General features: G+C 52.2%; 13 protein-coding genes and 1 riboswitch. Of the genes, 12 read left to right on the forward strand and 1 reads right to left on the reverse strand.

What is annotated here, in order from left to right; genetic code table 11:
* The first annotated feature begins 90 nt into the window (after window positions 1-90).
* The 7 genes from BQ2674_RS00695 to BQ2674_RS00725 all read left to right on the forward strand — a co-directional run bounded on the left by BQ2674_RS00695 (window position 91) and on the right by BQ2674_RS00725 (window position 9,005).
* Complete coding sequence (locus BQ2674_RS00695) at window positions 91-1,239, forward strand: exonuclease SbcCD subunit D (RefSeq protein WP_075571973.1); 1,149 nt, start codon at window positions 91-93, stop codon at window positions 1,237-1,239.
* The gene (locus tag BQ2674_RS00700; RefSeq protein ID WP_075571974.1) at window positions 1,239-4,280 is read left to right on the forward strand and encodes an AAA family ATPase; all 3,042 of its coding nucleotides are present in this window, start codon (window positions 1,239-1,241) and stop codon (window positions 4,278-4,280) included. The genes BQ2674_RS00695 and BQ2674_RS00700 overlap by 1 nt, the downstream gene beginning before the upstream one ends.
* Before the next feature lie 29 nt (window positions 4,281-4,309).
* A complete protein-coding gene (locus BQ2674_RS00705) occupies window positions 4,310-4,675 on the forward strand; it encodes a VOC family protein (protein WP_075571975.1) in 366 nt (121 codons plus the stop codon).
* A 3-nt stretch (window positions 4,676-4,678) separates the two neighbouring features.
* Window positions 4,679-5,389 carry a tRNA threonylcarbamoyladenosine dehydratase gene (locus tag BQ2674_RS00710; RefSeq protein ID WP_075571976.1) on the forward strand — a complete coding sequence of 237 codons (711 nt, stop codon included), beginning with the start codon at window positions 4,679-4,681 and terminating at the stop codon, window positions 5,387-5,389.
* A gap of 177 nt (window positions 5,390-5,566) precedes the next feature.
* The gene (gene nrdD / locus BQ2674_RS00715) at window positions 5,567-7,717 is read left to right on the forward strand and encodes an anaerobic ribonucleoside-triphosphate reductase (RefSeq protein WP_075571977.1); all 2,151 of its coding nucleotides are present in this window, start codon (window positions 5,567-5,569) and stop codon (window positions 7,715-7,717) included.
* Window positions 7,718-7,728: 11 nt separating this feature from the next.
* Entirely contained in the window at window positions 7,729-8,232 is a 504-nt protein-coding gene (gene nrdG, locus BQ2674_RS00720) for an anaerobic ribonucleoside-triphosphate reductase activating protein (RefSeq protein ID WP_075571978.1), read from the forward strand.
* Between the two features lie 113 nt (window positions 8,233-8,345).
* Window positions 8,346-9,005 (forward strand): HAD family hydrolase, encoded by a 660-nt coding sequence (locus BQ2674_RS00725; protein WP_083222276.1) that lies wholly within the window; start codon window positions 8,346-8,348, stop codon window positions 9,003-9,005.
* Between the two features lie 13 nt (window positions 9,006-9,018).
* Here the strand turns inward: BQ2674_RS00725 and BQ2674_RS00730 are convergent, their stop codons facing one another.
* Window positions 9,019-9,546 (reverse strand): cob(I)yrinic acid a,c-diamide adenosyltransferase, encoded by a 528-nt coding sequence (locus tag BQ2674_RS00730; RefSeq protein ID WP_075571979.1) that lies wholly within the window; start codon window positions 9,544-9,546, stop codon window positions 9,019-9,021.
* A gap of 264 nt (window positions 9,547-9,810) precedes the next feature.
* A riboswitch (glycine riboswitch) is annotated at window positions 9,811-9,910 on the forward strand.
* A 140-nt stretch (window positions 9,911-10,050) separates the two neighbouring features.
* On the opposite strand from BQ2674_RS00730, the gene BQ2674_RS00735 reads away from it, so the two are divergent.
* The 5 genes from BQ2674_RS00735 to grdA all read left to right on the forward strand — a co-directional run bounded on the left by BQ2674_RS00735 (window position 10,051) and on the right by grdA (window position 13,998).
* Window positions 10,051-10,440 carry a GrdX family protein gene (locus BQ2674_RS00735; protein WP_075571980.1) on the forward strand — a complete coding sequence of 130 codons (390 nt, stop codon included), beginning with the start codon at window positions 10,051-10,053 and terminating at the stop codon, window positions 10,438-10,440.
* Window positions 10,441-10,459: 19 nt separating this feature from the next.
* Window positions 10,460-11,746, forward strand: coding sequence for a glycine/sarcosine/betaine reductase component B subunit (locus tag BQ2674_RS00740; RefSeq protein ID WP_205407598.1), 1,287 nt, complete (start codon window positions 10,460-10,462; stop codon window positions 11,744-11,746).
* 19 nt (window positions 11,747-11,765) lie between these two features.
* Window positions 11,766-13,076 (forward strand): glycine reductase complex selenoprotein B, encoded by a 1,311-nt coding sequence (grdB, locus tag BQ2674_RS00745; RefSeq protein ID WP_083222277.1) that lies wholly within the window; start codon window positions 11,766-11,768, stop codon window positions 13,074-13,076.
* 57 nt (window positions 13,077-13,133) lie between these two features.
* On the forward strand, window positions 13,134-13,454 hold the full coding sequence (trxA, locus tag BQ2674_RS00755; RefSeq protein ID WP_075571984.1) for a thioredoxin TrxA: 321 nt from the start codon (window positions 13,134-13,136) through the stop codon (window positions 13,452-13,454).
* A 70-nt stretch (window positions 13,455-13,524) separates the two neighbouring features.
* The gene (gene grdA, locus BQ2674_RS00765) at window positions 13,525-13,998 is read left to right on the forward strand and encodes a glycine/sarcosine/betaine reductase complex selenoprotein A (RefSeq protein ID WP_083222278.1); all 474 of its coding nucleotides are present in this window, start codon (window positions 13,525-13,527) and stop codon (window positions 13,996-13,998) included.
* Window positions 13,999-14,069: the final 71 nt, after the last annotated feature.

Genomic DNA, 14,069 nt, shown 5'->3' on the forward strand with positions numbered 1-14,069 from the left:
TCGCCTCTTACGGCTCCTTTTGCCGCCCGGCCTATGTTATAATTTGTAGAGAAATACAATCGGCTTATGCGGCAGGAGAGAAGAGATACTATGCGAATTATACACACGGCGGACTGGCATTTGGGAAAGATGTTTTACGGAGACTACCTGACGGGCGATCAGAGGGCCGTTCTTGCAGAACAGTTTTTACCGCTTCTGGCGGAATATAAACCGGACGCGGTCGTTCTCGCCGGTGACGTCTATGACCGGAGCTTGCCGCCTGTTGAGGCGGTAGAACTCTTTGATGAAGTGGCGACAAAAATAGTCAAGGACTTGGGGTTGCCTTTTTTCGTCATTGCCGGAAACCACGACAGTGCGCAGCGACTGTCCTTCGGCAGCAGGCTTTTGGAAACGGAGAAATTCTATGTTGCCGGTGACTTGCGCAGCCTTGCGGGACCCGTTGAAATGAGCGACGCCTTCGGCCCCGTAGACATCGTTCTTCTGCCCTTTGCGGACCCGGCGAAGGTACGTCTTTACTATAATAATCCGGACGTGTGCGACCATGAAAGTGCCCTCATCGTCCTGCGCAATGCCCAATGCCCGGGTCTCTTGCCGGGCAGGCGCAGCATTGCCGTCGCTCATGCCTTCGTGGCCGGCGGTACGGGTTCCGATTCGGAGCGGCCACTTTCCGTAGGCGGTTCCGACAGCGTGAGTGCCCGAATATTTGCGCCTTTTACGTATGCGGCTTTGGGTCACCTGCACGGACCGCAGCAAATCGGCTGCCCTGAAGTGCGCTATTCGGGCAGTCTCATGAAGTATTCTTTCAGTGAAGCGGCGCAGAAAAAGGGCGTCGTCCTCGTCGATATGGACGGTGAAGGACAGGTGGAGACCACATTCTTGCCTCTCGCACCGAAGCGGGATGTACGCATCCTTACGGGATTTTTTGACGATCTCATGGCGGCGCCTGAAGACAATGCGGATGATTATATTCTCTTGCGGCTGGAAGATAAAGAGCCCGTTCTCGACGGCATGAATCGGGCCCGTAAAAAATACCCTCACGTCCTGGCCATGGAAATGCCGCGCCGTCAGGCGGCAGTAACGGACAGCGAACGGACGGCGCGGCTGCGCTCGCATACGGACGAAGAGCTCTTTGCCCGTTTTGCCGCCGCCATGCGCCCCGACGCGTCCCTGACAAAGGCTGAAGGCGATCTGGCCCGGGAGGTATGGACCGAAATGGAAAAAGAAGAGGGGGAAAGATAATGAGACCCTTATACTTGGAAATAAATTCTTTCGGTCCTTATGCAGGACGGGAAGCACTGGATTTCCGTTTGCTTGAGGACCGTTCGCTCTTTCTCATTTGCGGCCCTACGGGAGCGGGCAAGACGACCGTCCTCGACGCCATGTGCTACGCTCTCTACAACGATACGAGCGGTGTGCGCACGGGTGCCCACATGCGCAGTGAATACGCGTCGCCGCAGGAAGTGACGAGCGTGTCTTTCCGCTTTGCCGTCGGTGAAAAGTGCTACCGCGTCGAGCGGCAGCCCGAGCAGGAAGTGGCCAAAAAGCGCGGCGAAGGAATGCGCAGGATGCCGGCTGCGGCGGCTCTATATGAGACGGACGGTGACGGCAGGGATATTCGCGTCATTACTGCAAAGAACGTGACGCACGAAGTGGAGCGGCTTTTGGGCTTTGAGTCGAGACAGTTCCGACAGGTCGTCCTCTTGCCGCAAGGTGATTTCAGAAAGCTCCTCCTCGCCTCGTCAGCCGACCGGCAAAAGATCATGCAGACCCTCTTTCAAACGCAGAAATACGAGCGCTTTCAGGAGAAGCTGAGGCAGCGCCGCAACAACCTGGAGCAGGCTGACAGCGAACGAAAGGCGCGCGTTGCCCAGGCCTTGGCGGCGGCGGAGCTCGAAACGGAAGCTGCGGTCGCGCCGGAAAAGGAAAAAAGCCGCTGCGCGCGAAAGCGGCTGGAAGGTGAATTGAAGACGGCCGAAACGGAACGGGACGCTTACGAAAAGATCGTGCAGACCGCGCGGACCTTGGCGGAACATTTTGTCAATCTCGACGGGCACCGACAAACACTGCAGCAGTTAAAGGAAAAGGGCGACGAAATGGAACGTCGCCGCGTCTATATAGAACGGTTGCGGCAGGCCGCTTTGTTTGCGGAACCCTTTAAGACCTTGAAAGAACTGAAGCGGGAAGGGCAGGAAAAAAAAGGAGATCTCGACGCCTTGGCAAAGCACACTGCCGAAGCCAAGAGCGGACTGGAAAGGGATAAGGCCGCTCTGGCAAACCTTCGGGCACGGGAGGAAGAGCGAAACCGGCGGCACAGGGAACAAACGGAGCTGGACCTGCTTTTGCCGAAGATTCGGGATTTCAAGGTAAAGGCGGAGACTGTCCGAAAAGCGGAAATTCTTGCGGCAGCTGCCGAAAGGGAATATGAAAAAGAAAAGACCGCCTTCGACGCCGCCCGGGAAGATCTAGACAAGCTGCGCAAGGAAGCGGATACCTGCCGCAGCGCCGCGGCGGAAGCGGAAAAGGCGGCCAATTTGGCGGATACTCTTGCCGAACGGGTGAGAGGTGAAGAAGAAGCGGGCCGGCTGCAGCAGGAAATTGCCGAATGCACGGCAAGGTGCAGTCGGCTGGCCGCAGAGGTCGAGCCGGCGGCAGCGGCGGCTGCTGAAAAAGAACGGATTCATAAAAAAATGCGTATTGCCTTCCTGCAGGGCCAGGCGGCGCGGTTGGCGCAGGAATTGGAGGAAAACCTGCCCTGCCCGGTCTGCGGTTCGACGACACATCCCAAGCCGGCCTGCATGACGGACGACATACCGATGCAGGCGGATGTGGAAGGCGCCGAAAAAGAGGCCAAAGAGGCGGAGGCAAAGCGAAACGGCACCGTTATGGCATATACGGAGGCGCAGGCCGAATGCAGAGCGAAGGAAGACGCATACAAGGTACTGCGCGAGCGCCTGCCCGGAGACGGAACGGCGGAGGATTGGAAAAAGCGGCTTGATGCGGCTAAAAAAGACCATGCGGCGGCTCAAGAAAAGGCGGTCCGTTATGAAAAACTGCTGCAGCGTATAAGTGAGGCGGAAGCAGCCGTAAGGGAAGGCGAAAAACGGATTGACGCGCAAAAGGCGGCACGAGACGGGAAAAACCGGGACGTTGTTGCGGCGCGCAGCGTCGCAGCGCAGCTGCAGAAGGATATTCCTGCAGCCTATAGGGACGAAGTGGCGGCAAAAGAACGTCGGGCTTTTCTGCAGCAGGCCGTAAAGGACTATGACGAAGCCGTAAAGGCTTTGGAAGAAACCGTACGGCAGGGCGAAAAAACCGTTGCCGCCGATGAAGGCAAGTATAGGGAGCTCGAAGGGCACGTCGTTCAACTGCGTAAGCGGTACGGCGAAGATCAGACGGCCCTGAAAGAACGCGTCGTTGCCGCAGGGTTTGCGTCTCTGACGGAATGCCGGGGCTTTTGGCAGGAAGAAGACCGTATTGCGGCGGAGCAGGAAATTTATGACGCCTATAAGCGGGAACTGCACCGTCTGGAGGGGATGGTCGCCAATGAAGTCAAATTCACGGAAGGGCAGGTTCGGCCCGACATGACGGTCTGCGAAGGAGAGCTTAATGCACGCAATCTGCGCTGCAAGGTATTGACCGGTGAGGTGGAACGGGTCAAAGCGCGGGAAGACGATCTGGGCAAGCTGGAAAAACGTCTTGCCGCTTGGCAGGCGGAACAGGTCGAGCTGGCGGCCGCCTATAAGACGGTGGGCAACCTGTACGACCTCGTATCGGGCGAGCGGAGCGGCGTCAGTTTTGAGCGCTATGTACTCGGTGCCCTCTTAGATGAAGTCCTGCAGGCCGCCAACCTGCGCCTTGTAACGATGAGCCGCAACCGCTACTCTCTGCAGCGTTCGCACTCGTGGGACGATAAACGGGTACGGAAAATCGGCTTGGACATAGAAGTATTCGATCAGTATACGGGCTATGCCCGGCCGGCCAATACCTTGTCGGGCGGCGAAAGCTTTCTCGCGTCCATGGCTCTCGCCCTGGGCCTTGCCGACGTGGTACAGGCTTATTCCGGCGGCATTCATTTGGATACCATATTCATTGACGAAGGCTTCGGTACCCTGGACAGTGAAACACTGGATTTTGCCTTGAACGTTCTTGTGCAGCTCAAAGAGAGCGGACGCCTTGTAGGCATCATTTCGCACGTTCCCGAACTGAAGGAACGGATTACGACGCGCCTCGTCGTGACCAAGACGGAGCGCGGCAGCAAGGCGGCTTTTGAAATATTGTAATACTGAAATCTTGATGAGGAGTGACGGACATGCAGTTTACTTTTGCACATACGAATTTCAATGTTCTTGATTTACGGCGAAGTCTCGATTTTTACAGGGATGCCCTCGGTCTTAGGGAAGTGGACCGTATTGACGGCGGCGACGATTTTACCATTGTTTACTTGGGCGACGGTGTTACGGACTTCCGCTTGGAATTGACGTGGCTCAAAGAGAGGAAAGAACCGTATAATTTGGGAGAAAACGAGTTTCATACGGCCTTTGCCGTCGCCGACATGGAAGCGGCTCTGGCCAAGCACAAGGAAATGGGCTGCGTCGTCTATGAAAACGCGGCCATGGGCATTTATTTTATCATTGACCCTGACGGATACTGGCTCGAAGTCGTGCCGGCGGAGTAAGTGATGAATAAGGCATATACGGCGAGAACGGAGCTCTTGCTCGGCTCTGACGGCGTGCGGACACTGGAAAATTCGGCGGTTCTCGTCTTCGGCCTCGGCGGTGTCGGCTCCTTTACGGTAGAAGCCCTGGCACGCGTCGGTGTAGGACGGCTCATTCTCGTAGATGGCGATGCGTACGATACGTCCAACGTAAACCGGCAGCTCGGCGCTCTTGCCGACACGGTGGGACAAAAAAAGACGGACGTCATGGCCGAGCGGGTGCGCGCCATTAATCCGGACATTTGCGTAGAAACGCATTGCCGTTTTTATCTGCCCGGCACGGGAGACGATTTTATTGCCGCTTGCCGGCCGGATTACATCGTCGATGCCGTCGATACGGTGGCCGCCAAGGTGGGCATCATTGAAGAGGCCCGCAGGGCGGGCATTCCCGTCATCTCTTCCATGGGGGCGGGCAATAAACTGCATCCCGAATTATTTACGCTCGATTATATCGAAAATACGTCAGTCGATCCCTTGGCCCGTATTATGCGAAAGAGATTGCGCCGAAAAGGACTCGGCAGGATCAAGGTTGTCTATTCAACGGAAAAACCTGTAGTGCGGGAGAAAACGGAAGGAGCAGGTCATCCCTTGCCGGGCAGTGTGTCCTTTGTGCCGTCCGTTGCGGGCATGCTCATGGCCGGCGCCGTCGTGCGCGATATTCTTCATATTGATTGAAGTGAAGTCTATATGACAATTTTGTATACATGGACATTATATAGTAGATAACGGTTGACACGCACTACAAGTAGTAGTATCATACTCATATCCTCAGTTCGCAGGAAACGGCACATATGGTATAGATAACCATCGGCCTTCTATATAAACTACTATATTTTGTGTGGAGGAAGAACCATGTTGGAAGTAATCAAACGCGACGGTACGAAAGTTCCTTTTGATCGCTCGAAAATAGCCGGTGCTATTGAAAAAGCGATGAACAGCAGCAGCGGTGTTTATGAAGAAGGCCAGGCCGAGCGTATTGCCCGGGAAATTGAGGTATATGCTGCGGAAATGCATAAGGAAATGACGATTTACGCTATTGAAGATCAAGTGTATTATCGCCTTATTCAGGCCAATAACCCGGCTACGGCGAGAGCCTATGAAAACTATAAGACCATTCAGGCCTTTAAGCGGCAGACGAACACGACCGACTCGGACGTCTTCGGCCTCCTGGACAACACGAATTTTGACGTCCTCGACGAAAACTCCAATAAGAACGGCCACGTCGTTTCGACGCAGCGCGACCTCATTGCCGGCGAAATATCGAAGGATATTGCGCGCCGCAAATTAATTCCTGCGGACATCGTCCAGGCTCATGACAGCGGTGCCATCCATTTCCATGACATGGACTATATCATTCAGCCCATGTTCAACTGTTGCCTCATCAATTTGGAAGACATGCTCGCCAACGGGACCGTTATTAACGGTAAGAAAATCGACACACCCCGGTCCTTTCAGGTTGCCTGCACCGTGACGACGCAGATCATCGCTCAAGTCGCCAGCGGTCAGTACGGCGGCCAGTCCATTAACGGCATTGACCGTATTTTGGCGCCGTACGTGCGGAAATCCTTCGAGAAATACATAGAAGCCGTTGTAGAAGAACAGCGTGAAGTATACGGTATTGAGCCGGATATGGAAAAGGCCGAAGAAATTGCCTGGAAACGCGTCAAAAAGGAAATTAAAGACGGCATTCAGACCATTCAATATCAGATTAATACGCTTATGACGACGAACGGTCAGGCGCCTTTCGTTACGCTCTTCATGTATTTTAAGCCCGACTACGAATACGCCAGGGAAGCGGCTCTCATTGACGAGGAAATCCTGCGTCAACGCATTCAGGGCATTAAAAATGAAGCAAACGTATACGTGACGCCGGCCTTTCCGAAATTGATTTACGTCCTGGACGAACACAACGTTCACGAAGACTCGCCTTACTATTACTTGACGGAGCTTGCAGCGGAATGCACGTCCAAGCGCATGTATCCGGACTACATTTCAGCCAAGAAGATGCGCGAAAGCTATGAAGGCAACGTGTTCAGTCCCATGGGGTGCCGCTCCTTCCTGAGTCCTTGGAAGGACGAAAAAGGCAACTACAAGTTTGATGGCCGCTTCAACATGGGCGTCGTCTCTCTGAACTTGCCGCAAATCGGTATCCTTGCCGACGGGGACGAAGAAAAATTCTTCCAAATCCTGCACAAGCGGTTGGAGCTTTGCAAGAAAGCGCTCCTGCTGCGCGTTGAACTCTTAAAGAAAATCACGTCCGACGTATCGCCCATTCATTGGCAGTACGGCGCCATTACGCGTCTGAAGCCGGGCGAAACGGTGGAAAAATTCATGTACGGCGGCTATGCGACATTGTCCCTCGGCTATATCGGCATGTATGAAGCGACGCTTCTGACCAAGGGCGTATCGCATACGGCGCCTGAAGGAAAGCGTTTTGCCCACCGCGTCATGGACGACTTCAACGCACACATCAAGAAATGGCGCGAAGAAACGAATATCGGCTTCGCCCTCTACGGCACGCCTGCAGAAAGCCTGACACACCGTTTCTGCCAGAAAGACCGTGCCCGTTTCGGCGAAATCAAAGATGTAACGGACAAGGGGTATTACACGAACAGCTATCATGTCGACGTGCGCGAACACATTAACGTATTCGACAAATTTGCCTTTGAATCGGAATTTGAAGACAAGTCTACCGGCGGCTGCATCAGTTATGCCGAAATTCCGAATATGACGCATAACGTGCCGGCTATTTTGACGATGATTCAGTATATTTACGACCACATCAGCTATGCCGAATTTAACACGAAGCTCGATTATTGCCATGAATGCGGCTTTGACGGAGAAATCGTCCTGAACGATGCCAACGAATGGGAATGCCCCCGCTGCCGCAACAAAGACAAATCCAAGCTGACCGTTATTCGCCGCACCTGCGGTTACTTGGGAGAAAATTTCTGGAACGAAGGGCGCACGAAGGAAATTAAAGAACGGGTGCTGCATATTTAAGGAGTGTTTATATGAAATACGGACAGATTCGGAAAATGGATATAGCCAACGGTCCGGGAATCAGGACGTCCGTATTTGTAACAGGGTGTACGCACAACTGCTTCAACTGCTTCAACAAGGAGTATCAGAATCCGAACTTCGGCACGGACTGGACCGACGCGGAGACGGAACGGATTATAGGCTATTTAAAAGAACCGGCCATTACGGGCCTCACGCTCTTAGGCGGCGAACCCATGCAAAATACGGAAGGCCTCATCCCCGTAATCAAGGCCGTACGCAAGGCCGTAGAGACGAATATTTGGGTTTATTCGGGCTATGTCTATGAAGAGCTGGTTAAAGACGCAAGTCGTAAAAAACTCTTGTCCCTGTGTGATGTTCTCGTTGACGGGCCTTTTAAGGAAGACCTGAAAGATCCGGGCCTCTTTTTCAGAGGGTCCGCCAATCAGCGGGTCATTGCGATTCCTGCCACACTGGCTGCAGGAGAGGTTACCCTCCTTTGGCCCGACGGCAGATGAATATATATTATATATACATAAAAGCGGAGTCCTTTGTGAAAGGGACTCCGCTTTTACGTCGTAAACGGTACGTGTGATATAATGAAGAGCAATATAGTTCAGGAGGCAATACAGTGGTACCGATAAAACTGTTTATCTTTGATATGGACGGACTTCTCTTCGATACAGAACCGTTGTCGGCTGAAATATGGCGCCGTGTCGGGCAGGAACACGGCTATCATATTTCCGAGGCGGTACTGCAGGAGGTCATCGGCATGAACGATTACGGCGCACGAGCCGTCTTTGCGCAAAGCTTGGGTGAGGCTTTTCCCTATGACGAGTTACATGAGGAAAAATTGAATCGCCAAATAGAATATTATCGTACGCATGATATATCTCTTAAAAAAGGTGTTCATGAAATATTGGCCTATGCCGCGGCAGAAAACATTCCCTGCGTTGTCGCTTCGTCATCGTCGAAAGCGCAGGTGCGGCTCCTCTTGGAAAAGTCCGGTCTTGCGCCGTCTTTCGCTTACATGCAGAGCGGTGATGACGTGTACAGGGGAAAGCCCGCACCGGATATATTCCTCAGGGCGTGTAGCCGCATGGACGTTATACCGTCGGAAGCCCTCGTCTTCGAAGACTCGGCCAACGGATTGCGTGCCGCGGCGGCAGGATGCATGCGGGCCGTTTGGATTGCCGACATGGCTATAGTGCCGCCGGACGTTGCACAAACCGCTTGGCTTACATGCACGTCTTTAGAGGAAGTGCCGGAAGTATTGAAGCGGCAAAAATAAAGGTTGCGTTACTTTATTCTTCAATGCCCGGGCGGGCGGGAATATTTCTGTCAAAGGGATGCTTAATCTTTTTTATTTCCGACACGTAATCTGCCGCTTCTATAAGGGCGGCTGAAGGGTTGCGTCCGGTCAATACGACTTCCGTCCCGACCGGCTTATTTTGCAGAAATGAAAGAATTTCCGCTTCATCCAGAAGCTCCGTAGTGCAGGCGCCGAGGATTTCATCGAATACGAGAAGGTCCGGCTTTTCGTGAAGGCAAGTCTCGACGGCGCCGTGAAATAAGCTTTCCTGGCGTTTTTTCGCTTCTGCCAGTTCGGCTTCGCTCATTTGGAAGGTGAACTTTTTACTGCCTTTGCCGCGCCTTATTTCCACATTGGGCAAAGAGCTCAATATACGCAGCTCGCCGGTCTCACGTTCTTTGAGAAACTGAATGAAGAGAACGCGGCCGCCCCGGCCGGCACAGCGAACCGTAAGACCGACGGCGGCAGTTGTCTTGCCCTTGCCGTCGCCGCAGTATATATGTATTAAGCCCGTGTCCATACAGCATATCTCCTTAGGTTATGCGATTATAGTTATCAATAGTATAGCACAGCCCGCTTATGCATATAAGAACCGGTTTGGCCGAACGGTATCTTTACAAGTGAAATAAATAACAATTATGAGAGGGTGTTATTAATTATTCTGAAGATGCACATATATGTCATTAGTTATAAAGATTAATTACATATCGGATATGTAAATAAAAAATACCTTTACATTAGAAAAATTGATTGATATACTATGTATGAAAAGAGAAAATCGAAAGAGTTTTCTGTGTGAGAGAGCCGTGTGCCGCCGAAGAGGCAAAAGCAGTCGCCTATCTGAACTGCTCGAAACTTTCAGGCAAAAGGAGCACAGGAAAGTCAGCACTCTGAAAGTGAATTATAGAACGAAGTTCAAGGCAATTGCTGACAGGGAGCGACAAGAAGAACCGGATTATGCGGTGTTCTTGTCGCTCTTTTTATATCTGCGCAAAGGGCATTCGTATCGGAAAGGAGGGGGCGCATGGCGTCATTTCGGATCATTACCAATAATCCGTTGGTCAAAGAGAAGTTCGGTACAGTTTACGATGTCGAGTATGAAGATGTTTCTTATAAGGAAATACTCTTGCAGGTGCGTGCTTATATACAGAGCGGACATGCCCTGTTGACGCATCCGCTTTCAGGCAGCATCAAGCCGAATGAGACGCCTTATAAATCCGTTATGATAGCTGCGGCTGCCGGAACGGCCGCAGATGCCGAATCGGAGGTGTTGATCGAAAACAGTATTTTATCATACGAGACGTTTACTCATCCTGAACGCATCGTGCCGGCCGCGGTGGCGGCGGATTATCAATATGTCGATTTCACACTCATCGCCGGCGCCGTTGAGTCGGCTTCCCGGCTCGGTCACTGAGTACAGCAGCAGAGGAGGAATGATGATGAAGCTGGAAATGGGATATTTTCATATCAAAGATGTTGTCTTCGGCGAGGAATCTAAATTAGCCGGCAACATTGTAACGGTAGATAAACGTGCCGTCGAAAAATTGGTCTTGGAAGACAAAAATCTGGCAGCCGTTACCGTCGACATTGCCAGACCCGGTGAAAGCGTCCGGATAACACCGGTCAAAGACGTTATCGAGCCGCGTGTCAAAGCGGCAGGAAAGGGCGATATCTTTCCGGGGGTCATCTCCAAGGTGGATACGGTAGGCGCAGGCAAAACGTACGCGCTCAAGGGAATGGCCGTAGTCACGGCCGGGCCTATTGTGGGCTTCCAGGAAGGCATTATCGATATGACGGGACCCGGAGCGGAATATACGCCCTTTTCCCGATTAGTGAATCTCTGCCTCGTTTGCGAGCCTGTAGCCGGTACGGAACGGCATGAGTATGAAAAGGCCGTGCGCCTCGCCGGACTGCGGGTTGCCGTGTACATCGGGAATTTGGCTAAAGACCTGGTACCGGAGGAAACGGAGGAATTTGAAACGCTGCCGCTTATGGAGGGCGGAAAAGCCTATCCCGGCCTGCCGCGCGTGGCTTATGTGCAAATGCTGCAAAGTCAGGGGCTGCTGCATGATACGTACGTCTACGGCGTCGACGCCAAGCAGATCGTACCGACCGTCCTGTATCCGACGGAACTTATGGACGGCGCGATTATTTCGGGCAATTGTGTATCGGCCTGCGATAAGAATACGACATATCATCACTTGAACAATCCCGTCGTCCGCGATCTTTATGAAGCGCATGGAAAGACACTGAATTTCGTCGGCGTAATCGTTACGAATGAAAATGTTTATCTTGCCGATAAGCAGCGCTCTTCCGACTGGACAGCCAAGCTCTGCAGGATGCTCGATCTGGACGGGGCGCTGGTATCACAGGAAGGGTTTGGAAATCCCGATACGGATCTGATCATGAATTGCAGAAAAATCGAATCCGAAGGGATAAAAACGGTCATCATTACAGATGAATATGCCGGTCGTGACGGCAGATCCCAATCTCTGGCCGATGCGGATCCTGCGGCTGATGCCGTCGTAACGGGCGGCAATGCGAATCAGCTCATTACGGTACCCAAAATGAATAAGGTGATCGGAACGCTGGATTATGTGACGAAAATTGCCGGCGCCAGCGATAAGACATTACATGAAGACGGCAGCTTAACCGTCGAACTGCAGGTGTTCACCGGCGCTACCAATGAACTGGGCTTTAACACGCTGAGTGCACGTTAGGGAAGGAGGCGGATATAGGATGGAAAAATTAAGAGTCGTACATTATATAAATCAATTTTTCGCCAATATCGGCGGGGAAGAAATGGCGGATTTTGCGCCGGAGCTGAGAAACGGCGCCGTAGGACCGGGACTTGCTTTTTCGCAGGCTTTCGGTGACGCTGCGGAGATCGTAGGGACCGTTATTTGTGGGGATACATATTTTAATGAACACGCGGAAGAGGCTACTCAAAAAATAATACAAATGGTTCGGGAACAAAAAGCGGCCCTCTTTATTGCCGGACCCGCTTTCAATGCCGGCCGTTACGGCGTGGCCTGCGGCACTGTCTGCGATGCGGTGCGGCGGGAACTCGGCATTCCCGTTTTGACGGGGATGTATGAAGAAAATCCCGGAGCCGACATGTTTAAGACCAAAATATATATTTGCCCGACGAAAAATAATGCCTCCGGTATGCGCAAGGCCGTACAAATAATGGCACCACTGGCTTTGAAGCTGGGACGGCACGAGCCTGTCGGCGCTTCCGGTCAGGAAGGATATATGCCGAACGGGATCCGCGTTAATTTCTTTGAAAAAGAGCGCGGCTCCAAGCGTGCCGTCATCATGCTCATAAAAAAGCTTGCCGGGAAGGACTTTGAAACGGAATATCCTATGCCTGCCTTTGACAGGGTAGAACCGTTGCCTGCCGTAAAAAATATATCCGGGGCAACGATAGCGCTGGTAACGTCGGGAGGGATCGTTCCCAAGGGAAATCCCGATCACATTGAGGCTTCAAGCGCTTCTCATTACGGCGAATATGATATTACCGGCATTGTCGACCTTACTGCCGATACGTATGAAACGGCACATGGAGGCTATGATCCGACTTATGCCAATGCCGATTCGGATCGCGTATTGCCGGTGGATGTATTGCGTGATCTGGAAAAAGAAGGCCGTATCGGCAAGCTCTTTCCCACCTTTTATACGACGACAGGCAACGGGACGGCCGTCGCTTCGGCTAAAAAATTTGGTGCCGAAATAGGGGGAAAGCTCAAAAAAGCCGGTGTTGACGCGGTCATTTTGACCTCTACGTGAGGTACTTGTACTCGTTGCGGTGCAACGATGGTAAAAGAGATTGAACGTGCCGGTATTCCTGTCGTTCATATGTGCACGATCACGCCCATATCCCTTACCGTAGGGGCGAACAGGATAGTCCCGACCGTCGCCATCCCTCATCCTTTGGGAAATCCCGCCCTGTCGCGGGATGATGAAAAGAAGCTGCGCAGGGAATTGGTCGAAAAAGCGCTGCATGCCTTGGAAACGGAAGTGGACGGACAGACCGTTTTTGACAAATAAAGCCTGATTATCGGAAAGCGTATTTGTGAGCTTATAACTGAAAAGGAGTTGTTACGTATGTTGGATGTAGATAAGAAGACCTTTGAAGAAGAAGTGCTTCAGGCCGAAGGTACGGTATTCGTCGATTTTTATGGTGACGGCTGCGTGCCGTGCCAGGCTTTGATGCCTACTGTACACGAGCTTGCCGAAAAATACGGGGACAAGATCAAATTCTGCGCCCTCAATACGTCCAAGGCGCGCCGTCTGGCTATTTCGCAGAAGGTCTTGGGACTTCCCGTCATGGCCGTTTACCGGCAGGGGCAAAAGGTAGCCGAATGCGTGAAAGACGATGCGACGCCGGAGAATATCGAAAAAATGATTCTCAAGTACTATCAATAGAAATTTAAACAGGCTTTGTGATAGAAATATCTGCATATAAAGCAAAAATAAAAAGAGGAGGGTTCGCTTCATGAACATTCTTGAAGGAAAAAAAGCTGTCATTATCGGTGACCGTGACGGTATACCGGGGCCGGCTATAGCGGAATGCATACAGACGACAGGGGCAGAAATAGTCTTTGCTTCGACTGAATGCTTTGTCTGAACGAGCGCCGGTGCAATGGACTTGGAAAATCAGAAAAGAGTAAAGGATTTTGCCGATCAATACGGCCCGGAAAATGTGGTCGTTATTGTAGGGGCAGCCGAAGGTGAAGCGGCCGGATTGGCCGCGGAAACCGTGACGGCGGGAGATCCGACTTTTGCAGGCCCGTTGACAGGAGTCCAGTTGGGACTCTCGGTGTATCATATCTGTGAACCGGAAATAAAAGAATTGGTAGATCCGACTGTGTATGAAGAACAGATCAGTATGATGGAGATGGTATTGGATGTGGATGACATTATAGAAGAGATGTCCGCGATCCGTGAGCAGTATTGCAAATACCTTTAGCCTTACCGTCGGTACGGTCGGCATAAAATGATTGTAACAGGGCAGTATGGGGATGAAAGCATCAGTCAGTG

Origin of the sequence: Megasphaera coli (genome assembly GCF_900095855.1) — a bacterium.
GTDB lineage: Bacteria > Bacillota > Negativicutes > Veillonellales > Megasphaeraceae > Megasphaera > Megasphaera massiliensis_A.

What these genes read in the sequence shown, in the direction of transcription:
- BQ2674_RS00695 (WP_075571973.1), top strand. Translation starts at nt 91, where the DNA reads ATGCGAATTATACACACGGCGGACTGGCATTTGGGAAAGATGTTTTAC.
- BQ2674_RS00700 (WP_075571974.1), top strand. Translation starts at nt 1,239, where the DNA reads ATGAGACCCTTATACTTGGAAATAAATTCTTTCGGTCCTTATGCAGGA.
- BQ2674_RS00705 (WP_075571975.1), top strand. Translation starts at nt 4,310, where the DNA reads ATGCAGTTTACTTTTGCACATACGAATTTCAATGTTCTTGATTTACGG.
- BQ2674_RS00710 (WP_075571976.1), top strand. Translation starts at nt 4,679, where the DNA reads ATGAATAAGGCATATACGGCGAGAACGGAGCTCTTGCTCGGCTCTGAC.
- nrdD (WP_075571977.1), top strand. Translation starts at nt 5,567, where the DNA reads ATGTTGGAAGTAATCAAACGCGACGGTACGAAAGTTCCTTTTGATCGC.
- nrdG (WP_075571978.1), top strand. Translation starts at nt 7,729, where the DNA reads ATGAAATACGGACAGATTCGGAAAATGGATATAGCCAACGGTCCGGGA.
- BQ2674_RS00730 (WP_075571979.1), bottom strand. Translation starts at nt 9,546, where the DNA reads ATGGACACGGGCTTAATACATATATACTGCGGCGACGGCAAGGGCAAG.
- BQ2674_RS00735 (WP_075571980.1), top strand. Translation starts at nt 10,051, where the DNA reads ATGGCGTCATTTCGGATCATTACCAATAATCCGTTGGTCAAAGAGAAG.
- BQ2674_RS00740 (WP_205407598.1), top strand. Translation starts at nt 10,460, where the DNA reads ATGATGATGAAGCTGGAAATGGGATATTTTCATATCAAAGATGTTGTC.
- trxA (WP_075571984.1), top strand. Translation starts at nt 13,134, where the DNA reads ATGTTGGATGTAGATAAGAAGACCTTTGAAGAAGAAGTGCTTCAGGCC.